This window comes from Pseudarthrobacter equi (assembly GCF_900105535.1).
Taxonomy (GTDB): domain Bacteria; phylum Actinomycetota; class Actinomycetes; order Actinomycetales; family Micrococcaceae; genus Arthrobacter; species Arthrobacter equi.
Map to the genome: position 1 here is coordinate 3,778,425 of NZ_LT629779.1, position 20,931 is coordinate 3,799,355.

Below are 20,931 nucleotides of genomic sequence, written 5' to 3' on the forward strand. Positions count from 1 at the left end.
TGTTCATTTAGCCGAGCGCCGGCCCCTGCGCCGCACCAGGATTGTCAGGATGATTCCGACGGCGAGCGCCGCGGCCGCTGCGAGGGCTGCGGGAACCAGCCCCGACGCTCCGGTGTTCGCCAGGTCCGCGGGGGACGTACCGGCATCAAGAGGTACGACGACGAGACCTGCGTCCGCAGGCGGTTGCGGTGCAGCGGGGGCGGGCACAGGCGGGGCCGGGTCAGCGGGGACGGCTGGAACGGGTGCCGGGTCCGCGGGGACGGGCTGGGGCTGTTCCGGTGCGGGCGGTTCCGGGGCAGGAACGCCGGGAACCGGATTGCCGGGGGCAGGCAGCCCCGGCGCAGGCGGCTCCGCTGCTGCCTTGGCAAACTCAAACTCGACGGCGCCCGAGGTGCTGAAGCCGTTGACCGTCTCGGCCGTAAAGCGGAGGGGTCCGTTGCCGTCCGGTGCGGTGAAGCTCCAGTTGCCCGCGGCGTCGACAGGGACCTCCACCGGGTCCTCGCCCTCCACCGTGACCTTGACCGTGGAGCCTGCGGCGACGGCGGAAGCGGGGGCTGCCGGGACGTTGCCGCTGATGGCCTGCCCCGGTTCATAGCTTCCGCCGGGGAGGGGCGAGCTGACAGCCGGCTTGTTGAGGAACAGTTCCAGCTGGTAGCCGGGAAGGACGGCCAGGCTTTCCGAGATTGTGGCGCCGACGGCGAAGTTTGCGGGTACCGGCTCGCCTGGCGCGGGCGGCGCGTCACCGGCGGCGTGCATTCCCACCGCGTAGTTGCCGCTGACGTAGGGGCCTCCGGAGTCGCCCCCGCTGGACTGAACGCCATAGGAGAGGAATCCGCGGAAGGCGCGGAGATCGGTGGGATCTGCGGCGAAGTCAGGGCCGGGCACCACGTAGATTCCCACGGCGTCCACTGTTCCGCAGGACCAGTCTGAGGTCCGGCCCGAGCGGCAGATGGGCATTCCCAGTACCGGATCGGCAGTGCCGATGATCTTCACATCCGGGCCGGGCTGTGAAGGATCACCCCAGGTGCTGGCGGCAGGCAGCGGATCCAGTCCCTCCGGAATGTTGTGGATCACCGAAATGTCCGTGCCCACGTTTCCGGGGTTCTCGGGGTCCGCAGGGTTCTCGATGATGCGGGAGTTGCCGGGGCCGCCAAACTGGCTGAACCCGAACTCGCCCAGCGGGTCCTTCCGGACGAACTGGAACTCCAGGGTTGCCGTTACCGCCTGCCCGTCCGAGGCACAGTGACCTGCGCTGAGGACGGCAGGCAGTCCCGCGGGGTCGAAGGCGGAGAACCCGGTGGAGCAGATCCAGCCGGTATCGGCGATGTAGCCCACTCCGCCGGGAACTTCGGCCTCGGGCTTGAGGGGTGCGCCGCCGTCGAGCTCCACGTTGGCGTACCGGGCCACGAAGTCGGCCGGCGAGACCTTGCCGGAGGCTCCCGCCGCCGTCGTTCCTGCTGTGGTGGTCCCGGCTGCAGTGGTTCCGGCTGCGGTTGTTGCGTCAGCCGCCACCCCACCGGCCTGTCCGGCGGACTCGGGTGCGTTCAGCGCCCCGGTGCGGATGACGAACTTCCCGTCCGCGGCCATGACTGCCTGCAGGCCTTCGGGGCCGACATCGCGCACGTATGCCTGGAAGAGCTGCTCGGTGCTGACCGCCAACTGTGAGCCATTTGCTGCTCCCCCGCCGGAGGGTGCTGCGCCGCCGTCGGTACGCCGGGCCTGCGGGGCCTCCACGGTGAGGTCCGGAAGGGTCCCGGCGAGCGCTGCCACTTTGGCGAGGAACTCCGGGCCGGATCCGGTGACCACCACGTGGCCGTCGGCCAGCCGGATCCCGGCGTAACCGGGGACGTCGCGCAACTGGGCGGCCGCGGCTGCTGCCTGGGCGCCAAGCTCACCGGCCGCGGTGAACTGCTCCCGGGTGAGTCCGAGGTCCCGCTGGACGGCGGCGTCCAGCGGGACCTCCGACAGCCCGGAGACCTGTGTCCCGGCGGCAGGTGTTCCGGCCCCAGGTGTTCCGCCGGCAGGCGTTCCGACTGGTGGCGCATCGGGGGACGCCGTGGATGCGGCCTGACCGTCGGCTGCCCAGGCCGGTGCAGCCACGTAGGCCGACGACGCCAGGATGCCTGCAACGGCACCCAGCGAGAGGTACCTGCGCACTGACGGCGGGGTCATCGGGGCACACCCGCTCCACACAGGGACAGCACGGCGTCGAGTTGGCCGCCGCTGAGTCCGTTCTTCAGGAGGTAGCCACGGCTGTCCAGGGTCCGCACGAAGTCCACAACGGCTTTCCCGCGCTGCTCCAGCAGCGGCGCCAGTTCGTCGTCGGCCAGGTAGCGTTCCCTGTCATGCGGAGGCCCATGGGTCCGGTACCGCTCGTTGATGCCACGCGCTGCCCGCCGGTAGCCCTCGGCGATCTGATGGTCCGAGTCCCCCGCGAGGTCCTGCACCATGGCCGCCACCAGGCCGCTGCGGTCCCGTCCCGCGGCGCAGTGCAGCACCACCGCACCCCGGTCTGCGGCATCAGCCAACGCGCGAAAGACTCCCGCGATCCTGTTCGGGAACAGGCGGGCGTTTTCCGTGTAGTAGGCGGGGTCGTTCAGGTAGGGTCCGGTCAGCGCGGCGAACTGCTGGTGGTTGGCTTCCTCCGTGGGAGCCGACACCACGGCCAGTCCGTGCAGCGCGGCCGCTGGCACCACCGGATCTGTGTCCCGGCGCCGAGCTTCCGCTGCGTTACGGAGATCCACTACTGTGCGGACGCCGTCGTCGTACGCCTGCCGCCAGCCGGCTTCCGTGAGCCATTCCCGCCGGCCCATGCGGTACACGCCGCCGGCAACGTGCCAGGCATTGACAGCACCATCCCAGTCCATGGACCCGCCCGCTTTCTCCATCCGCACAGCTAACCACAAGCACGTGAACCCCGCATGTCACAGACGGGTACCAAGACAAACGGCTTCAGCCCGGTCCTATCCGCGCCGGTCCAGGCGGTATTCCAGGCCGGCGCGGACCATGGGCCATTCGTGTTCCAGGATGGAGAACACCACGGTGTCGCGCAGCAGGCCGTCGCGGGTCCGGGAGTGGCTGCGGAGGACGCCGTCCTGTTTGGCGCCCAGCCGGGCGATTGCTTCGCGGGACTGGTGGTTCAGCCAGTGCGTGCGGAACTCCACGGCCGGGCAGCCAAGCGCCTCGAACGCGTGCTGCAGCAGCAGGAGCTTGGAGTCCGGGTTTGTTCCGCTCCCCTGTACTGATGCCGCGTTCCAGGTGGAGCCGATCTCCACGCGGGGAGTGCCGGCGTCGACGTTCATATAGGTGGTCATCCCGATGACCCGGCCGGGACCGCCGGTTTCCGGGTCGATCAGCCGCGTGGTGAACGGCAGCATGGACCCCTGCTCCTGCAACGCCAGGCGGCGCCGGATTTCGCCCGCCATCTCGGCGGGAGACGGCACGGAGGTGTACCAGAGTTTCCACAGCTCGCCGTCCTCCGCCGCCTGCACCAGCCCGTCGTGGTGGGCTGGGTCGAGGGGCTCGAGGATTACGTACCGGCCGGTCAGGGTAAGGGGCTCAAGGAAAGTCACTGCACCAGCCTAGGACCAAACACCGGGGCCGGTTACGCTGGGGAAGCCCCAGACCGCGAGCAAGGGAGTTAACGTGTCAGGAACCAATCCGGACCCGGAAGACGACAAGATCACAGGCCTGGAACCCGGCGGCGGAGTTCCCCCGGGCGAAACCCCGCCCGGGGAAGGCTCGGTGGCGGGCACTCAGGAACCCCGGCAACCTGGTTCCGGGAGGGGCCAGCAGATCTTTTGGCTTGGAGCCATTGGCGCAGGCGTCCTGCTGTTCCTGCTGTTTTTCATCGGCTACATCGTCGGCTTCTTCGACTAGGCGGCGCACCTCGCGCGGGTTGCCCTAGCTGGGCCAGTCGAAGAAGCCCTTGCCGGTTTTGCGGCCGAGTTCGCCGCGGGCCACCTTGTCGCGGAGGATCTGCGGCGGGGCGAAACGGTCACCAAGGGTGGACTGCAGGTATTCGGCGATGCCCAGCCGCACGTCCAGCCCAACGATGTCGGTGGTGCGCAGCGGACCGGTGGGGTGCTTGTAGCCCAACACCATGGCGTTATCGATGTCCTCGGCCGACGCCACGCCTTCCTCGACCATCCGCATGGCCTCCAGGGCGATGGCCACGCCCAGCCTTGAGGACGCGAAGCCGGGGGCGTCGTTGACGACGACGGCGGTCTTGCCCAGTGCCGCCACCCACCTTTTCGCCGCGTCAGCGAGTCCGGGTGCGGTCTGTTCGCCCAGCACCACTTCGATGAGCGTGGATGCCGGGACCGGGTTGAAGAAGTGCAGCCCCAGGAAGTTCCCGGGCCGCTGCAGTTCCTTCGCGAGCCCGTTCACCGATAGCGAGGACGTGTTCGACGCCAGATACGCCTCCGGCGCCAGCCGCTCCTCGATCCCGCGCAACGAGGAAACCTTCAACTCCCAGTCCTCCGGGACGGCCTCGACCACCAGCTGCCGGTCCTTGAACGCGTCATAGTCCACGCCCACGGTCAGCCGGGAAGCCATCTCATCCAGATTCGCATCCACCACGCCACGCTCGATGCTCTTGGCCGCGGCAGACTCCACCCGCTCCCGGGCAGCCTCGGCAGACTGCTCATCACGCTCCACCACCAGCACCTCGGCGCCCTTGATCAGGAACGCGTGGGCGATGCCCGCGCCCATCCGGCCACCACCCAGGACCCCAACAAAATGGGGCAGGTCAGTGGAAAGGTCAGCGGGCAGGCCAGCAGGAATTGCAGTGTTGCTCATGGGTTTCTACTTTCCGTCAGCGGTGTCGGAGGATGCAGCCTTCTTGGCCGCGTTGCGGTCCAGGAACTTCTGCATGCGGTCGAACTTGGCCTGCGATTCGAAGAGGATGCCCTGGGCCAGCTGGTCGATCAGCGGGTGCGCTTCAGCCGGAGCATGGAACACGGACTTGGTGATCCGGACGGCGAGGGGGTCCTGCCGGGCGATGCGGTCCGCAAGGCTGTGGGCGGCACCCAGAAGCTCCGCGGGGCTATGGATCTCGGTGATGAGGTTGACGGCCAACGCCTCGTCGGCGCCCAGCACCTTGCCCGCAAGGAGGATCTGCTTGGCCACCGGCTCCCCCACCAGCTCCTTGAGCCGCCAGCTTGCACCGGCGGCGGCCAGAATCCCCAGCCCGGTCTCCGGGTTGCCGATCTTCACGTCCGGAGTCCCGATCCGGAAGTCGGCCGCGTAGGCCAACTCCGCGCCGCCACCCAGGCAGTACCCGTCCACGGCTGCGATGACGGGCATGGGCAGCTTGGCGATCCGTACGAAAATGGTGGAGTTGATTCCCTGCAGGGCATCGTCCCGCCGCCGCTCACGGAGCTGGGCGATGTCGGCGCCGGAGGCGAACACCCCGTCCACGCCGGCGATGATCAGGACCTTGGGATTCTGTTCCAGCGCAGCACAGACGGTGTGCAGCTCATCCACCATCTGCTGGTCGATGGCGTTGCGCACCTCTGGGCGGTTCAGCAGGACCACCACACGGTCGCCCTGCTCCTCCACAAGGAGCGCGGAGAACTTTTCGGCCGCCAGATCCACTGCGCCCGGCATCAGATCTTCTCCAGCAGCATGGCCGTGCCCTGGCCGACGCCAACGCACATGGTGGCCAGGCCCATCTTGGCGTCCTCGCGTTCCATGCGGCCGAGCAAGGTGATGGCGATCCGTGAGCCGCTGGAACCGAGCGGATGGCCCAAAGCGATGGCACCGCCGTCGTTATTCACAATGTCCGGGTCCAGGCCCAGCCGGCGGATGCAGGCAAGGGACTGCGTGGCGAAGGCCTCGTTAAGTTCGACGGCGGACAGGTCACCGACGCTCAAGCCGGACCGCTTCAGGATTTTCTGCGTGGCCGGGACCGGGCCGATTCCCATGATCTCGGGCTCGCATCCAGCGGACGCGCCGTCGATAATCCGGGCACGCGGTGTCAGGCCGAGCCGCTCGATGGCCGCTTCGGACGCGATGATGATCGCGGAGGCGCCGTCGTTCAGCGACGAGGAGTTCCCGGCCGTGACCACCGATCCGCCATGCGCCACGGGCTTAAGTTTCGCCAGCACCTCGGCGGTGGTGCCGGCGCGGGGACCCTCGTCGGTGTCCACCACGGTTTCGGCCTTGCGGGTCTTGACGGTGACCGGGACGATCTCGTCCTTGAACCGGCCGGCGTCGATGGCGGCGAGTGCACGTTCGTGGGAGCGGACGGCGAAGGCGTCGGCATCCTCGCGGGAGATGCCGTCCACCCGAGCCACTTCCTCGGCGGTTTCAGGCATGGCATAGGTCATTTTGCCGTCCCGGGACAATGCGCCGTGCTGGAACTGGGGGTTGGTGAAGCGCCACCCGATGGAGGTGTCGAAGATCTGGCCGGGCTTGGCGAAAGCGGCAGTTGGCTTCTCCTGCACCCACGGCGCCCGGCTCATCGACTCGACGCCGCCTGCGATCACGATGTCCGCGGCACCGGCTTTGATCATGTGGCTGGCCTGGATGATGGCACTCAACCCGGACGCGCAAAGCCTGTTGACGGTAATTCCGGGGATGTGCATCGGCAGCCCGGCCAGGAGGACGGCCATCCGCGCGACGTTGCGGTTCTCTTCACCGGCGCCGTTCGCGTTGCCAAGGATCACCTCGTCGATGCTGTCCGGGTCCAGGCCCGCGCGTTGCACGGCTTCACGGACCACCAGCGCGGCCAGGTCATCGGGCCGGACCGCCGAGAGCGCACCTCCGTACCTGCCCACCGGAGTCCGGACTCCGCCTACCAGGAAAGCCTGGGGACCTGCGCTTGCAGCCATGGAAACACCCTTCACGCGATTAACAGCACTGTCACCGGCAGCCGGTATGGCGACATGCGCTACTTACCGACCGTTCGTTCTGTAAATAGTACACGGCGGGCCCGGCCACGCGTAGCCCCACTTAGATAACGGTGATGCCCAGGTGTGCGGCCAGGAGTGGCGCGAGCAGTCCCAGCTGGTATTCGTCCATGACGACGCCGGCCATGTTGCCGATGCCGCTGACGCTGCGGAAATCGGCGCCGCGGAGGTCGAAGTCCTTGAGCCTGGCACCGGTAAGGTCCAGGGCTCCGATGGTGCACCCCTTCAGCGATACCCTCGTTGCCGCTGCCGAGCCAAGGTCCAGTTCGTTGATGATGCAGTCGGTGATGAGCACGTCCGTCAGCTTCGCCCCGCGCAGGTTCAGGTAGTCCAGCTTGCCGCCCTCGATCCGGACGGACTGCCACCCTGATTCGTAGAGTTCGGCCGAACCGAGCCGGGGGTTGGTGATCTCAACGTCCCGCCAGGTGCTGCGGGCGGCCCGGAAGACGGGGGCATACAGCTCGCTGATGACGGTGTCGCGGAATCCGGCGCCCCGGAGTTGGGCTTCGTTGAAGGAAACCCCCTGGAGCTCACACTCGGAGAAGTCGACGCCGGAGAGCTCCAGCCCATCGGCGTCCAGGCGGCTGTAGCGGGCACCCTCGTGGCGCCCGCCGCGGCGGAAGTCCAGGCCGCGGTCCTCGAGGTCCTCTAGCCGGACCGGCGAAAGCCGCGGAGCGGTGACGGCAGCCTTGGGCCGCCTGGTCCCGGACCCGCTCACCGGGCGGATTCCGCTTTGGCCGCGATGTCCGCCAGGTCCTTGGCGAGTGCTTTGCGGCTTGCCGCCATGCCCAGCCTGCCGAACACTGCGACGAGGATCCGGGTGGCCGCCGTGGGCTTGGACATTTTGGCACCAAAGGTCAGCGTCAGGTCCGTTCCGCCGTCGCGGTTGGCCAGGCTGAACCTGGTGCTGTAATCCGCCCCGCCCTGGGCCGCCTTAACGGTGGTGGTGCGGGGCGGTTCCGCACTGTCCACCCACATCTCCACGGTTTCAGACCTGCCGAACATCTTCCGCGTTTCCTTCCACCGGGTGCCCTCGGCGTAGGCACCGTCCGTCAGGAGCTGCACCGCCTCCACCCCGGACAGCGTCCCGGGTGCGTTCCGGATATCCGTGATTACGGCCCACACCCTTTCCGGCGAAGCATTGATGTGCTGGGTCAGGCTGAGGCTTTGGTCCATGACGTCGAGCCTATCGCCGCGGGCGGACAAAGACAGGGCGGCCAACCGCCCGCGGCACTCCCGCTGCCTGCCGGGCTTGAACTAGTAAGCATGCTTCGTGTTAGTGTGAAAGGGCATTGTTTGATCGACGGAAACGAAAGGAGGCCACACCATGGGCCTCGGAGACAAGATCAGTAACGCAGCAGAAGATATGGGCGGTAAGGCCAAGGAAGCTGCTGGCAACGCAACCGACAATGACCGCCTGAAGGCAGAAGGCCAGACCGACCAGGTCAAGGCTGATGCAAAGAAGGTCGGCGAAAATGTCAAGGACGAGTTCAAGCGCAACTAGTCCTTTACCGGGGCGGCCGCAGCGAACGGCGTGCTGAACCGGTAGACAATGGCGGCGGATCCCCCGGATCCGCCGCCATTTTGCTGCCCGGTCCACATCGTTACCTTGTGGGTCACCAGCCACTGCGGGTTGGCGTATGCCCCTGCCTGGACTCGTCCGGCATGGTCATTTCGGCCCGCAGCCCCAGCAACCGGATGGGCCGGTCCGGTTCAATCTTTCCCCTGAGGTCGAGGGCCCGGGCCAGCACCTCCGCGGGGTCCGCCGTTTCGGGAATCTTGCGGGCATACGTTTTGGTGGTGAACGGGGCGTACCGGACCTTGAGCGTCAGCCCCACCACCGGCCGCCCTTCAGCGGAAACATCCTCCAGCACCGCCGCCACCAGTTCCCGGACAGCTTCATCCACCTGCGCAGGCTCAGTGAGGTCGCGCTGGAACGTGGTCTCCCGGCTGTGGCCGCGCGCCACCCACGGGGTGTCATCCACCACCGAGGAACCGTCACCCCGCCCCAACTGCGCGTACCAGGGCCCCATTTTGGGGCCGAATTCGGGGACAAGGACCTCCGGATCCACCGCCGCCAGCTGGGAAACCGTGGTGATCCCCAGCGTTGCCAGCCGGCGCGACACCTTGGTGCCCACTCCCCACAGGTCGATGGTGGGCCGGCTCCCCATGACCTCCAGCCAGTTCTCCGCCGTCAGCCGGAAAACACCGGCCGGTTTGCCGAATGTCGTCGCCACCTTGGCGCGGACCAGGGTGTCGCCGACGCCCACGCTGCAATGCAGCCTGGTGGCCTCGAGTACCGCCTCCTGCAGTTGGCGGGCGTAGGCCTCGGGATCACTGGACTGCACGCCAACGAACGCCTCATCCCAGCCAAGCACCTGCACAACAGCGCCGGGCCGGGAGCGCAACACGCCCATCACCTCCCCTGAGGCCTGGAGGTAGGCCTCCTGGTCCACGGGCAGAATGACGGCGTCAGGAACTTTCCGCGCGGCGATGCGCAGCGGCATCCCGGATCCGACGCCATAGGCCCGGGCTTCGTAGGAGGCGGTGGAGACGACGGCCCGTTCGGTGGGATCGCCACGGCCGCCCACGATCACGGGCTTGCCGGCAAGCTCGGGGCGGCGGAGCACTTCCACGGCCGCGATGAACTGGTCCAGATCCACATGCAGCACCCAGGGTTCGCCCACATGCCCCAGTCTGCCCCGCGCCGCCGCCCTGCACCAGCATTCCCCGCGTGCGGCTAGCCTTGGGCCATGACGAACGTGGACCTGAGCACCGAGAGCGTGGCCGCCGGCGGATCGCCCTCGCTGGGCGGCTATCTGGCCGTACCCGAGGGCGAGGGTCCCTTTCCCGCCGTCGTGGTGATCCATGAAGCGTTCGGCCTGGATGACCAGACCCGCCGGCACGCGGACCGGCTGGCCAAGGCCGGCTACCTTGCCCTGGCGCTGGACCTGTACAGCGACGGCGGGGCGCGGCGGTGCCTGGTGGGAACCATGCGCGCCATGGCAGCCCGCACAGGCCGGCCGTTCACCGACATCGCCACGGCCCGCACCTGGCTTGCGGAATCGGACCTCAGCAACGGCAGGACAGGGGTGATCGGGTTCTGCATGGGCGGCGGGTTCGCCCTGCTGGCCGCCAAGGACGGGTTCCAGGCCGCGGCAGTCAACTACGGACGGCTCCCCAAAGAGCAGGAGGACCTGGTCGATGCCCTGCGCGGCGCCTGCCCCATTGTGGCCAACTACGGTGGTGCGGACAGGTCCCTCAAAGGAGCGTCCGCGCGGCTCGATTCAGCCCTCGACCAGCTGGGCATCGAGCACAGCGTGCAGGAGTTTCCCGGCGCCGGCCACAGCTTCCTCAATGACGAAGAGATGGGCCCGGCACTCCTCCGGCCGCTGATGCGCGTCATGGGAGTGGGACCTGATCCGGACTCCGCCCCCGAGGCGTGGCGGCGGATCGAAGAATACTTTGCGCGGTACCTGAAGGAAGAGGGCCCCGCCACCCCATCAAATTAAGCGACAACGGCGGCCCACCCTCCGAGCCTTTAGGTACTCAGGGGCGGGCCGTCGTCGTGCGTATCCCGGCAGTCCTGCAGCGCTAGCTGAAGAGCTCGCTCTTGGGCGCGTTGTTCTTGACCTTCTGCCAGCCCAGCCACAGGACCACGGCGAAGAACGGAATGGTGGCCAGGGTCCACAGCCCCAGGTAGAACACCTCGCCGTCCTTGCTGGTCATGGTGTCGAAGCCGATGAGGACTGCGATGACGAGCAGGGCGATGAGGCCGGCCCAGCTGGTCCACGGCGACCCGGGCATGGGCAGGGTGGACACGCTGCCCTTCTTCTTCCGCAGCGCGATCTGGCTGGCGAAGATGGAACCCCAGGTGAAGATCACGCCGATGGAGGCCGTGTTCAGGGCGAGGTCGAACGCGTGCGAACCGCCCAGCCAGATGTTCAGGAGGATGCCCACCAGGTAGACGGTGCCGATGGCGAGGATGGCCATGTACGGGACCCGGCGGGTGGACATGCGGGTCAGCCACTGCGGCGCGTGGCCGTTGTTGGCCATGGTGCGGAAGATTCGGCCAATCGAGTAGAGGCCCGAATTGCAGGAGGACAGGGCGGCGGTAATGACGATCATGTTCATGACGTCGCCCATCCAGCCCAGGCCCATCTGGCCGAAGACGGTGACGAACGGGGAAGTCCCGGCCTTGTACTGGTCCGAGGGCAGCAGCATGGCCAGCAGGGAGACAGAGCCGACGTAGAAGACGACGATGCGGACCACGACGGCGCGGATCGCCTTGGGGACTTCGCGTTCCGGGTTCTGCATCTCACCGGCGGTGATGCCCACCAGTTCGATGGCGTTGTAGGCGAAGATGACGGCGTTCAGCACGAGGATCATGACCAGCGCGCCCTTGGGGAACATGCCGCCTTCGTCATGGAAGAGGTTGGCCACGGATGCGTGTCCGTCGCCCACCTTGGCATTGGTGACCACCATGAAGGTGCCCACGGCCAGGAAGATGACAATCGCGGCAACCTTGAGGCAGGAGGCCCAGAATTCGAACTCGCCGAAGGCCTTGACGCTGAAGAGGTTCACAGCCACCAGCAGCACCAGCGCGGCGATGGCGGACAGTTCAACGGGGACGTTGGGGAAGAAGAACTGGAAGTAGAGGCCGATCGCGATGAGTTCGGCGATGCCAGTCATGGCCCAGTTGATGAAGTACATCCAGCCGGACAGGTAGGCGCCCTTGCGGCCGAACATTTCACCGGCGTAGCTGACGAACGAGCCGGAGGTCTGGCGGTACATGATGAGTTCGCCCAGGGCCCGCATCAGCAGGTAGGCGATGACGCCGGCAATGGCGTAGGAGAAGATGAGGGCCGGGCCGGTGGAGGCGAGGCGGCCGCCGGCTCCCATGAAGAGGCCGACGCCGATGGCGCCGCCCATGGCGATCATGGTGACGTGGCGCCTGCCCAGCGTTTTGCTGTAGCCCTCGGCACTGAGGGACGGGTCGACGGCGGTGGATGCTGCCGTGCTGTTCTTGATTTCGGGCGGGGTACTTTGAGGCACAACGGTTCCTTGTGGGTTGGGGGTTGGCCGCATCCGGAAGCGAATGATCCACCTCACATAATTCGGCCTTCCTCCGCTGGGACGACCGTTTGTGAGCGTAAGTCTTCGTCTTGCCGAAGCTTCGCGCGGCCTATCCATCGTACAAGATCCATCCGGGTGCCACGTGACGCGCACTACACCAGCCTTGCTATGGCACCCCGTAAAGATACTTTTCGGTATGCCTAAATTTGCTGTATTCTCGTGTCATTACCGCAACGGCGAGGAGATGACCATGGCAGCACCCACCGTGCAAGTACGGCCAGCCGCAGGCAAGCTGTGGTCACGGCTCCTGCTGCTGGGCCCGGCGTTCGTCGCCGCCATCGCCTACGTGGATCCCGGAAATGTCGCCGCCAACCTGACCGCCGGCGCCAACTACGGCTACCTGCTGGTCTGGGTGCTGGTAATGGCCAACGCCATGGCGGTCCTGGTGCAGTACCAGTCCGCGAAACTGGGCCTCGCCACGGGCCTGAGCCTGCCGGAAATCCTCGGCAAGCGGCTGGGAACCCGCTCCCGGCGCCTCTACTGGGTGCAGGCCGAGGTGGTTGCCGGCGCCACCGACATGGCCGAGGTCATTGGCGGCGCCGTGGCCCTAAACCTGCTGTTCGGGCTGCCGCTCCTGCTGGGCGGCGTCATCATCGGCATCGCCTCCATGCTGCTGCTGGCGCTGCAGACCGCCCGCGGCCAACGGTCCTTCGAGTACGCCGTCCTGGTCCTCCTCGGAGTGATTGCCGTCGGTTTCATGGCCGGCCTGTTCGTCAACCCGCCCGACGCCGGCAGCGCCCTGGGCGGCCTGGTTCCGCGTTTCGAGGGAACGGACACGGTCCTGCTCGCCGCCAGCATGCTCGGCGCCACGGTGATGCCGCACGCCATCTACCTGCACTCTGCGCTGGCACGTGACCGGTTCGGCTTTTCCCCGGACCCGGCCGTGCGGACCCGCCTGATCCGGGCCACCCGGTTCGATGTGCTGGGCGCCCTGCTGCTGGCCGGCATAGTCAACATCTCGATGCTGCTGCTGGCTGCATCCAGCCTGCGCGGCATCGAGGGAACGGACACCATCGCCGGAGCCCACGCCGCCGTCTCCGCCGCTTTGGGACCGGCCATCGGCGTCGTGTTCGCCGTGGGGCTCCTGGCATCCGGCCTGGCCTCCACCTCGGTGGGCTGCTACGCCGGCGCAACCATCATGGGCGGCCTGCTGAAAGTCCGGATTCCGCTGCTGGTCCGGCGGGTCATCACCCTCATCCCCGCCCTGGTGATCCTCGGGGCAGGAATCGAGCCGACGCTCGCCCTGGTCCTCAGCCAGGTGCTGCTGAGTTTCGGCATTCCGTTTGCGCTGATCCCGCTGATCCGGCTCACCGGCAAACGCGAGATCATGGGCATCCACGTTGACTCCCGCGCCCTGAAGATCGCCGGCTGGACCAGCGCCACGCTGATCGTGGGACTGAACTGCGTGCTGATCGCGCTGACCATCGCCGGGCAGTCCTGAAGCCTGATTCAGTAAACGCTCCCGGGGGCATCCGGAAGCTAGGCTGAAACCATGGCCACCACGCACCGCCGCCCGCCCGCACCACAGCCGGAGCTGTACCGCTTCGCTCCCCTCGATTTCGCCGCGCTGGGCACGTATGTGGCCATTGCCGGCGTCTTCACCGTGGCCGGTGAGCTCCTGGCGCCGGCGCTTCAGCAACTGGCACCCTCCCCGGCTGCGGCGTCCTACCTGGTCAACCTGATCTTCTACGGATCCGTGGCGGTCCTCGCGTTCCTGGCGGCCCGGCGGGTGGTGGTGCGGGACCTGAGGGTCCTGGCAACCCGCCCGTGGTTCACCGTGCTGATGGTCCCGGCGGCCGTGATCGTGATGATGATCCTCACGGCCGTGGTGGTGGCTGCCGGCGGGGAGGCCCAGACCTCTGCCAACCAGGCCGGCCTGCAGTCGCTGATGCAGCAGGTCCCGGCCTGGCTGATTGTGCCCGTGCTGGTGGTGGTGGGCCCGTTCGTGGAGGAGTACATCTTCCGGCACCTCCTGATCGGCAAGCTCAGCAGGCGGCTGAACATCTGGCTGTGCTGCGCCCTGTCCGTGGTGGTGTTCGCCGGCATCCATATCGCCGGCCAGGAGGCCATCACCCTGACGGCGCTGCTGCCCTACCTGGCCATGGGCGCCACCCTGGTGTTCGTCTACGTCTGGACCGGCCGGAACGTGATGTTCTCCTATTTCGTCCACGCTGCCAAGAACCTGCTGGCGGTGGTCTTCATCTATGCCATCCCGCCGGAGCTGTTTGAACAGCTCCAGCAGGCGCAGGCCTGATTCCTAGGGCGCTTCGGTGCTCCCCCGCAGCACCAGACGGTGGCTGCCGGCGGTCCGTCCCGTGATGAACACCTTGACCCCGTCCGAGGCGTTGGTCCCCGCCAGGTAGCGGTAGTTTTCGCCCGGGTTGTACGCGGGCGGAGTGTCGGGATCGGCCGGCAGGCCCGGCCCGAACTCGATGGTGTCCGCGCCCAGCCGGTAGCTGCCGGTCCCCTGCACGAGCTGGAAGGCTCCCGGCGTACCTGAAGCCGGGATCACGCCGTCGAGCACGCCCCCGGGCCGGAAGGTCAATTCCAGCGCAAAGGCGGTGTCCGCACCGTCGAAATCCAGCTCCAGAACGGTCTGCCCCTCCTCGGCCCGGACGGCAATCTTCGTGCCCAGCCGGTGGACCACCGTGGGCCTGCCGGGAAAGTCCATGCTGGCGCTGAACCGGCCTTCGTGGCCCAGCGCGTAGACGCCGTCGTCCCGCCTGCGGGCGGCGGGCAGTGGCAGGTAGAAGTTCGCTGAAAGCTCCTCGGACAGCCGGACCGTGGCGCCGTCCCGTACCGTGTGCTGGCTGCGGAACGGGCCCAGGTCGAAGAAGCTGCGGGACAGCCGCACCCCGGCGAGGACCGCTGCTCCCTGCGCGAACCGCAGGAACGTGGGATTGCTGGCCAGCCCGGACACCACGCCCGGGACCAGATTGTCGCAGCCGCCGTACACGGTGGTCACCGCACCCCCGGTCCGGAACCGGTAGGCGCCGCAGGTTTCCAGTACGGCGTCGGCCGGGGTGAGGACGTCCGGGAAAATGGCGTCCGACGGCGGCGCGTCCGGAAGTGCCGCGCCCAGCCAGGGGTCCAGCCGCAGGAGCGCCAGCAGTTTGGCGGGTTCGTGCAGCGGCAGCGTCTCCAGCCAGGCGGCGGCCGCGGCAAAGTCCGGGTTGGCGTCCTGGCCGGCAAGGCGCCGGTAGAGCGGAAGGAAGGGTGCGGCCTCGAAGTCCATCCACTGGTCCTGCCGGCGGGAGAAAACGGATTCCAGGGTTCCGTCCGGGTTGAACCAGGGCAGGAACGCCATGAGGTTCCGGCGGACATGGTCCAGCAGCCCGGGACGGCCCGCATGGTCAGCGATGGCCAGCAGGGACGGGTTGGTCACGGCCGAGGCGTACAGCGCGCTGCGTTCGGAGTACATGCCGTCCGGCAGCTGGTCGATGCCTTCGGCCAGCCATTCGTTGATCCTGTCCGCGATGTCCTGCCGCGGCTGCAGCGCGTTGATCCTGGCCAGGGCGGCGCTCAGTTCCCAGCGGTGGTTGGGGGTGTGGACTCCCCCGGCCACCAGTGCGTCGGTGGCGCGGGAGATGATGCCGGCCAGCCGGGCCTCGGCGTCTGCGAGCGCCTCCCCGGGCGCCTCCAGGGCACGGATGATGCCCAGTGCGATGCACGCATCATTGAGGGTGAAGGCGGAATCCGGCGGCGAACAGAGGTTGGTGCCGTCGAACAGCCCCGTGGGGCCCTGCAGCTGTTCGAGCCGGTCCAGGCACCGGCGTATCGGGTCAACTGTGCCGCCCGCGGCGGAGCCTCCTCCCCCGGCAACGCCCCCGCCGGAACCGACGCCGCCGGCAACACCCCCGCCCGCGCCGTAAAAGGCGGAGCCGGGCTCTGTGGTGACCGCGGCCAAAGCCAGCAGCCTGCCCATGGCGGCGCGGTGCGGAAGGGCCGCGGCGTCGGCGTCGTGCGTGGCAAGGAACGCTGCCACGCTCCTGTCCGCCGCCTCCACCACGCGGGTGCGGAAAGCGGTATCAGCTGTTGTTGTTTCCACGGCCCTAGTCCTTCAGTCCGGCGCTGACATCGGCGTTGAGCACGTACTTCTGGAACACGAAGAACACGAACACCAGCGGCAGGAGGGAAATCACCGAGGCACCCAGCAGCACCGGCCAGTCAATGTTCTCCGCGCCAACGATGCTGCGCAGCGCCACCTGCAGCGTGTACCACTTGGGGTCGTTGAGCACGATCAGAGGCCAGATGTAGTCGTTCCAGCGCCACTGGAAGGAGAAGATGGCCAGCGTGAACAGGATGGGCTTGGACAGCGGGAGCATGATCCGGAAGAAAATGGCCAGCTCGCTGGCGCCGTCGATCCTGGCGGAGTGCAGCAGGTCGTCCGGGACGGTCAGGAAGAACTGCCGGAACATGAAGACGCCGGTGGCCGTCAGCACGGAGGGCACGATGATGCCGGCCAGCGAGTTGTAGAGGCCCAGGTCCCGGATGACCGAGAACGTGGGATTCAGGATGACCTCGGTGGGCAGCATGGTGGTGGCCAGGATGCACACGAAGAACAGCCGGGTGCCCTTGTTGTTGTACTTGGCCAGGGCGTATCCCGTGCAGGCGCTGAAGAAGACCGTGAGGACCGTGGTGACGATGGAAACCGTCGCCGTGTTCAGGAAGTACTGGGCGAAGTCCACCCGCTCCCAGGCGTCCACGAAGCCCTGGAAGGTCCATTCGCGCGGAATCATGGACAGCGGATAGCTGAAGAGTTCGCTGCCCGGCTTGAAGGAGCTGAGCAGGAACCAGAGCAGCGGGAACGCGTAGATCGCGGCGATCAGCCACGTCACCACGGTGAGCGGGACGGATGCCTTGGCGCGGGCCTCCCGGTTTCCGTGTGGCTTCTTCCGCGGGTTCTTCGGGGAATTAGGCGGCGCCGCAGGGGTCTTTGCCGCCCCGATGGCCGCTTCCTCGGCGACGGCGGGAGGCAGGTTGGCAGCTGTTGCCATGGGTCAGCCCTTCTTCCGGTTGAACCGCAGCTGGATCAGCGCGATGGCCAGCAGGACCAGCATCAGCACCATGGAGGCGGCGCTGGCGTAGCCCACCTTGGACTGCTCGAAGCCGGTCTTGTAGATGTACTGCACAATCAGGGTGTTCTCCGTGCCCGGGCCGCCGTTGGTGAGGGCCTGGATCATGGCGAACTCCTTCATCGCATGGATGGTGGAGAGCAGGATGACCATGAACGACGTCGGGGCGATGCCCGGGAGCGTGATGTGCAGGAAGCGCTGCCACGCGTTCGCCCCGTCCAGCTCTGCTGCCTCCAGCAGGGCCTCGGGGATGTTCTTCAGCGCGGCGATGAAGAGGAGCATGTTGAACGCCGTACCGCCCCAGGCCGAGGCGAAGATGACTACCGCGAGGGCCAGGTTGCCGTTGCTGGACCACGGGACGGGGCTGCCGCCCAGCAGGGAGATGACGAAGTTGACGAAGCCGAAGTCCTGGCCGAACAGCCACTTCCAGATCACGCCCACCACGATGGGCGAGATCAGCCAGGGCAGGAAGATCACCATCTTCGCCGCCGTGCGGCCGCGGACGGCCTTGCTGACCAGCAGCGAGGCCACCCCCAGCGAGCACACGTACACCAGGGGCACGGACAGGACCGTGTAGGCGAACGTCCTGCCCAGCGCCGCGTAGAACGTGCTGTCCGCGAGGAGCTTCTGGAAATTGGCCAGGCCGATGAAGTGGAGCTTGCCTACTCCGCGGTAGTCGGTGAACGAGTACAGCATCCCCAGGGCGCCCGGCCAGACGAAGAAGACCAGGAAGAGCACCACGTTGACGCCCACCAGGACCAGCGGGGCGATGACATAGCGGTTGCGGCGCTTCTGCTGCGACTTGCTCCGGACCGCCCCTGTGGGGGGCTTCCCGGGAGCCGCAGCAGTAGTGCTGATGGTTGGGTTGGCCACTGGCTTAGGCGCCGTTGTAGAGCTTCACGATGTTGTCCACCGTGGTTTTGGCATCCTGGCTGCCGGAGAGCATCTTCACGGTCTCTTCGCGCAGCGGGTCCCCGGAGAACGGGGTTTCGGAGTACGCCTCTGCCACCACGCGCTTGATGGCGTTATCGCCCTTGGCGTCGTTCTGGGCGATCTGCTTCTGGTACAGCTCAAAGGACGGCTGCTGGAACTGGTACTCCACCTTGAGGTCCTTGGCCGGCAGGTAGCCGCCCAGCTGTGCGAACTCGGTGTAGTTGGCGTCCTCGTAGAACCAGTCGATGAACTTCTTGGCTTCCTCGTCCGCGCCGGTGTCCTTGAAGGCCACCATGAAGCCGCCGCCAAGGTTGGTGGCGTTGACTTCCTTCTTGGGCAGCGGCACCGAGAGCCACTCGAAGTCCTTGATGTTCTTGTTGAAGTCGGCCACCTGCCAGCTGCCGGAGTAGTACGCGGCCACCTGGCCGCTCTTGAACATGGCGTTGCCGTCCTCGCCGCTGAGCCAGACGGACTTGGGCATGGTCTTGTCGTCGTTAATCCTCTGGAAGTACTCCAGGGTTTCCACGGCCTTGCTGTCGCCTGCGTACTTGCCGTTCTCCTTGGCGAAGGCGGTGCTGCCGAACTCGTACATCATGGCGCGGAGGCGGTGCCCGGAGCGGTCCATGACAAAGCCGTACTTGGCGCCGGCCTTTTCACGGACTTCGGTGACGGCGGCAATGAACTCGTCCCAGGTCCAGGTGCCCTCGATGGCGGTGGGGTATTTGACGCCGGCCTTGTCGAAAAGGCTCTTGTTGACGAACAGGCCCACTGCGGTGAGGTCCGAGGGGATGGCGGGGATGATGCCGTCCGGGGACTCCTGCAGGTACTTTTCGTCGATGCTGTGGGACTTGGCGATGTCCGAGAGGTCCTGCAGCTGGTTGGCCCACAGCGGGTCAAGAGCCGTGACGCGGGCCAGTGCCGGCAGGTCGTTAGCGGTAGCGGCGTTCTTGAGTTTGGTGGTGATGTCCGCGGTGGGCACGTCCACCACCTCGATGGTGATGCCCGTGGCTTCCTTGTACTTCTTGGCCGCCGCCGCGAAAGCGCCGCCCTGGTTGGTGTCACCGGAGAGGACCAGCTGGAGCGTCTTGGACCCGGAGTCCGAGGAGCCGCCCCCGCCGCCGCAGGCAGTCAGGCCGGCAGCAAGTGCTGACAGCCCGAATGCGGTCAGGCCGAACTGGCGGCGGGTGATGCTTGAGATTCTTGTCTTCTCTGACAATGGTCTGTCCTGTCTCTCAGTGCTACTGGCCTTGCAGCAAGGCCTTTGCCGATGGTGAAAGCTAAGCCCATTCCGGCAGCCCTGCCGGCAAGGAAAAGCCTTTCCGGACCCAACTGTGACCCATGTCATGACATATTGTCAAGAGCACTTTTCAGCGTTGTAGATCCTTCTCCATCGTGGGAAAGCGTGCCCCTACCGCTCGGGCGCATGCGCCTTTACCGTTGTGGGATGGGACTGAATATCCAGATTGTCATCGACTGCCGCAGGCCGCACCACCTCGCGGACTGGTGGGCCGAAACCCTCGAATGGTCGGTGGAGCCGCAGGATGCCGGGTTCATCCGCTCCATGATCGAGCAGGGCTTCGCCACCGAGGACCAGACCACCACCCACCACGGGAACCTGGTGTGGAAGGACGGGGCCGCCATCCGCCCGCCCGATGAAATCGAGTCCAAGGCGCCCAGCCGCCGCCTCCTGTTCCAGACCGGCGAGGAGGAAAAGGTGGTCAAGAACCGTGTGCACTGGGACGTCAACCTCGCCGGACGGGACAAGGACGACGTCCGGAGCGAGCTGGAAGCGCGGGGTGCCACGTTCCTGTGGACGGCGCGTCAGGGACCGCATTCCTGGCACACCATGGCGGACCCCGAGGGGAACGAGTTCTGCATCAGCTAAGCACGATTACTAGACTTGGACGGTGAGCAACCAAATTCCCGCCCCGGTGTCCGACGTCTTCGATCCCACCCGCTGGCGGGTGGTAGCCGGTTTCGAGGACTTCCAGGACATGACCTACCACCGCCAGGTGGAGCGGGACGCCGACGGCGGCTGGGTGCGTGACCTGCCCACCGTCCGGATTGCCTTCAACCGTCCCGAGGTACGCAACGCCTTCCGCCCCGGCACCGTGGACGAGCTCTACCGTTCACTGGACCACGCCCGGATGACCCCGGACGTGGCTACCGTACTGCTCACCGGCAACGGCCCCTCCCCCAAGGACGGCGGCCACTCGTTCTGTTCCGGCGGGGACCAGCGGATCCGGGGCCGGGACGGGTACCGGTATGCCGACGGCGAGACGCAGGAAACCATCGACCCCGCCCGCGCCGGCCGGCTGCACATCCTGGAAGTGCAGCGGCTCATTCGCACCATGCCCAAGGTGGTCATCGCGGTGGTCAACGGCTGGGCGGCCGGCGGCGGGCACTCGCTGCATGTGGTGGCAGACCTGACCATCGCCTCCCGGCAGCACGGCAAGTTCAAGCAGACCGACGCCACGGTGGGCAGCTTCGACGCCGGCTATGGCTCGGCGCTGCTGGCCCGGCAGATCGGGCAGAAGGCGGCCCGTGAGATCTTCTTCCTGGCCCGCGAATATTCCGCTGAGGACATGGTCAGGATGGGCGCCGTCAACGAGGCCGTGGACCACGAGCGCCTCGAGGACGTGGCCCTGGAGTACGCCGCAGACATCGCGCGGCAGTCACCGCAGGCCATCCGGATGCTGAAGTTTGCGTTCAACCTGGCCGATGACGGCCTGGCAGGCCAGCAGGTCTTCGCCGGCGAAGCCACCCGGCTGGCCTACATGACGGACGAGGCGGTGGAGGGCAAGGAAGCCTTCCTGCAAAAACGGGACCCCGACTGGTCCGCCTTCCCGCACTACTTCTAAGGCAGGAGCGGC

Annotated in this window: 21 protein-coding genes; 7 read left to right on the top strand and 14 right to left on the bottom strand. The window is 67.0% G+C overall.

From position 1 onward, the window contains the following. Positions 1–3: 3 nt before the first annotated feature. The 3 genes from BLT71_RS17210 to BLT71_RS17220 form a co-directional block, all read right to left on the bottom strand. The gene (locus BLT71_RS17210; protein WP_091722711.1) at positions 4–2,172 is read right to left on the bottom strand and encodes a S1 family peptidase; all 2,169 of its coding nucleotides are present in this window, start codon (positions 2,170–2,172) and stop codon (positions 4–6) included. After that, complete coding sequence (locus BLT71_RS17215; RefSeq protein WP_231994346.1) at positions 2,169–2,888, bottom strand: tyrosine-protein phosphatase; 720 nt, start codon at positions 2,886–2,888, stop codon at positions 2,169–2,171. The genes BLT71_RS17210 and BLT71_RS17215 overlap by 4 nt, the downstream gene beginning before the upstream one ends. A gap of 75 nt (positions 2,889–2,963) precedes the next feature. Beyond that, the gene (locus BLT71_RS17220; protein ID WP_091722716.1) at positions 2,964–3,572 is read right to left on the bottom strand and encodes a GNAT family N-acetyltransferase; all 609 of its coding nucleotides are present in this window, start codon (positions 3,570–3,572) and stop codon (positions 2,964–2,966) included. A 73-nt stretch (positions 3,573–3,645) separates the two neighbouring features. On the opposite strand from BLT71_RS17220, the gene BLT71_RS17225 reads away from it, so the two are divergent. Further along, positions 3,646–3,879, top strand: a complete 234-nt coding sequence (locus BLT71_RS17225) for a DUF6480 family protein (RefSeq protein WP_091722719.1) — start codon at positions 3,646–3,648, stop codon at positions 3,877–3,879. Between the two features lie 24 nt (positions 3,880–3,903). Here BLT71_RS17225 and BLT71_RS17230 read toward each other — a convergent pair whose 3' ends face one another. The 5 genes from BLT71_RS17230 to BLT71_RS17250 form a co-directional block, all read right to left on the bottom strand. Continuing rightward, entirely contained in the window at positions 3,904–4,800 is an 897-nt protein-coding gene (locus BLT71_RS17230; RefSeq protein WP_091722721.1) for a 3-hydroxyacyl-CoA dehydrogenase family protein, read from the bottom strand. Between the two features lie 6 nt (positions 4,801–4,806). Further along, on the bottom strand, positions 4,807–5,610 hold the full coding sequence (locus BLT71_RS17235; RefSeq protein WP_091722724.1) for an enoyl-CoA hydratase/isomerase family protein: 804 nt from the start codon (positions 5,608–5,610) through the stop codon (positions 4,807–4,809). Continuing rightward, positions 5,610–6,836 (bottom strand): thiolase family protein, encoded by a 1,227-nt coding sequence (locus BLT71_RS17240; protein ID WP_091722726.1) that lies wholly within the window; start codon positions 6,834–6,836, stop codon positions 5,610–5,612. The genes BLT71_RS17235 and BLT71_RS17240 overlap by 1 nt, the downstream gene beginning before the upstream one ends. 121 nt (positions 6,837–6,957) lie before the next feature. Further along, the gene (locus BLT71_RS17245; RefSeq protein ID WP_091722729.1) at positions 6,958–7,632 is read right to left on the bottom strand and encodes a pentapeptide repeat-containing protein; all 675 of its coding nucleotides are present in this window, start codon (positions 7,630–7,632) and stop codon (positions 6,958–6,960) included. Beyond that, a complete protein-coding gene (locus BLT71_RS17250; protein ID WP_091722731.1) occupies positions 7,629–8,090 on the bottom strand; it encodes an SRPBCC family protein in 462 nt (153 codons plus the stop codon). Before BLT71_RS17250 ends, BLT71_RS17245 begins: the two co-directional genes overlap by 4 nt. 151 nt (positions 8,091–8,241) lie before the next feature. Between BLT71_RS17250 and BLT71_RS17255 the strand changes: the two genes are divergently transcribed. Then, positions 8,242–8,418, top strand: coding sequence for a CsbD family protein (locus BLT71_RS17255; RefSeq protein WP_045729318.1), 177 nt, complete (start codon positions 8,242–8,244; stop codon positions 8,416–8,418). A 112-nt stretch (positions 8,419–8,530) separates the two neighbouring features. On the opposite strand, the gene BLT71_RS17260 is transcribed toward BLT71_RS17255, so the two are convergent. Further along, the gene (locus BLT71_RS17260) at positions 8,531–9,601 is read right to left on the bottom strand and encodes a DNA polymerase IV (protein WP_456153999.1); all 1,071 of its coding nucleotides are present in this window, start codon (positions 9,599–9,601) and stop codon (positions 8,531–8,533) included. 66 nt (positions 9,602–9,667) lie between these two features. Here BLT71_RS17260 and BLT71_RS17265 point away from each other — a divergent pair, with 66 nt between their 5' ends. Next, positions 9,668–10,426 carry a dienelactone hydrolase family protein gene (locus BLT71_RS17265; RefSeq protein ID WP_091722734.1) on the top strand — a complete coding sequence of 253 codons (759 nt, stop codon included), beginning with the start codon at positions 9,668–9,670 and terminating at the stop codon, positions 10,424–10,426. Positions 10,427–10,508: 82 nt separating this feature from the next. On the opposite strand, the gene BLT71_RS17270 is transcribed toward BLT71_RS17265, so the two are convergent. Then, on the bottom strand, positions 10,509–11,969 hold the full coding sequence (locus tag BLT71_RS17270) for an amino acid permease (RefSeq protein WP_091722736.1): 1,461 nt from the start codon (positions 11,967–11,969) through the stop codon (positions 10,509–10,511). Between the two features lie 271 nt (positions 11,970–12,240). On the opposite strand from BLT71_RS17270, the gene BLT71_RS17275 reads away from it, so the two are divergent. Next, the gene (locus BLT71_RS17275; protein ID WP_091724123.1) at positions 12,241–13,491 is read left to right on the top strand and encodes an Nramp family divalent metal transporter; all 1,251 of its coding nucleotides are present in this window, start codon (positions 12,241–12,243) and stop codon (positions 13,489–13,491) included. A 51-nt stretch (positions 13,492–13,542) separates the two neighbouring features. Next, a complete protein-coding gene (locus tag BLT71_RS17280; protein ID WP_091722739.1) occupies positions 13,543–14,304 on the top strand; it encodes a CPBP family intramembrane glutamic endopeptidase in 762 nt (253 codons plus the stop codon). Between the two features lie 3 nt (positions 14,305–14,307). Here BLT71_RS17280 and BLT71_RS17285 read toward each other — a convergent pair whose 3' ends face one another. From BLT71_RS17285 to BLT71_RS17300, 4 genes are read right to left on the bottom strand one after another with little or no spacing between them, the layout of a single operon-like run. Further along, entirely contained in the window at positions 14,308–16,098 is a 1,791-nt protein-coding gene (locus tag BLT71_RS17285) for a hypothetical protein (RefSeq protein WP_091722741.1), read from the bottom strand. Between the two features lie 4 nt (positions 16,099–16,102). Next, the gene (locus BLT71_RS17290; protein WP_091722744.1) at positions 16,103–17,047 is read right to left on the bottom strand and encodes a carbohydrate ABC transporter permease; all 945 of its coding nucleotides are present in this window, start codon (positions 17,045–17,047) and stop codon (positions 16,103–16,105) included. 3 nt (positions 17,048–17,050) lie between these two features. Beyond that, a complete protein-coding gene (locus BLT71_RS17295; RefSeq protein WP_172830001.1) occupies positions 17,051–17,998 on the bottom strand; it encodes a carbohydrate ABC transporter permease in 948 nt (315 codons plus the stop codon). A 4-nt stretch (positions 17,999–18,002) separates the two neighbouring features. Continuing rightward, entirely contained in the window at positions 18,003–19,274 is a 1,272-nt protein-coding gene (locus tag BLT71_RS17300; RefSeq protein ID WP_091722746.1) for an ABC transporter substrate-binding protein, read from the bottom strand. Between the two features lie 228 nt (positions 19,275–19,502). On the opposite strand from BLT71_RS17300, the gene BLT71_RS17305 reads away from it, so the two are divergent. Both BLT71_RS17305 and BLT71_RS17310 read left to right on the top strand, forming a co-directional pair. Next, positions 19,503–19,943, top strand: a complete 441-nt coding sequence (locus BLT71_RS17305; protein WP_091722748.1) for a VOC family protein — start codon at positions 19,503–19,505, stop codon at positions 19,941–19,943. Between the two features lie 22 nt (positions 19,944–19,965). After that, on the top strand, positions 19,966–20,919 hold the full coding sequence (locus tag BLT71_RS17310) for a 1,4-dihydroxy-2-naphthoyl-CoA synthase (RefSeq protein WP_091722751.1): 954 nt from the start codon (positions 19,966–19,968) through the stop codon (positions 20,917–20,919). Positions 20,920–20,931 lie beyond the last annotated feature (12 nt).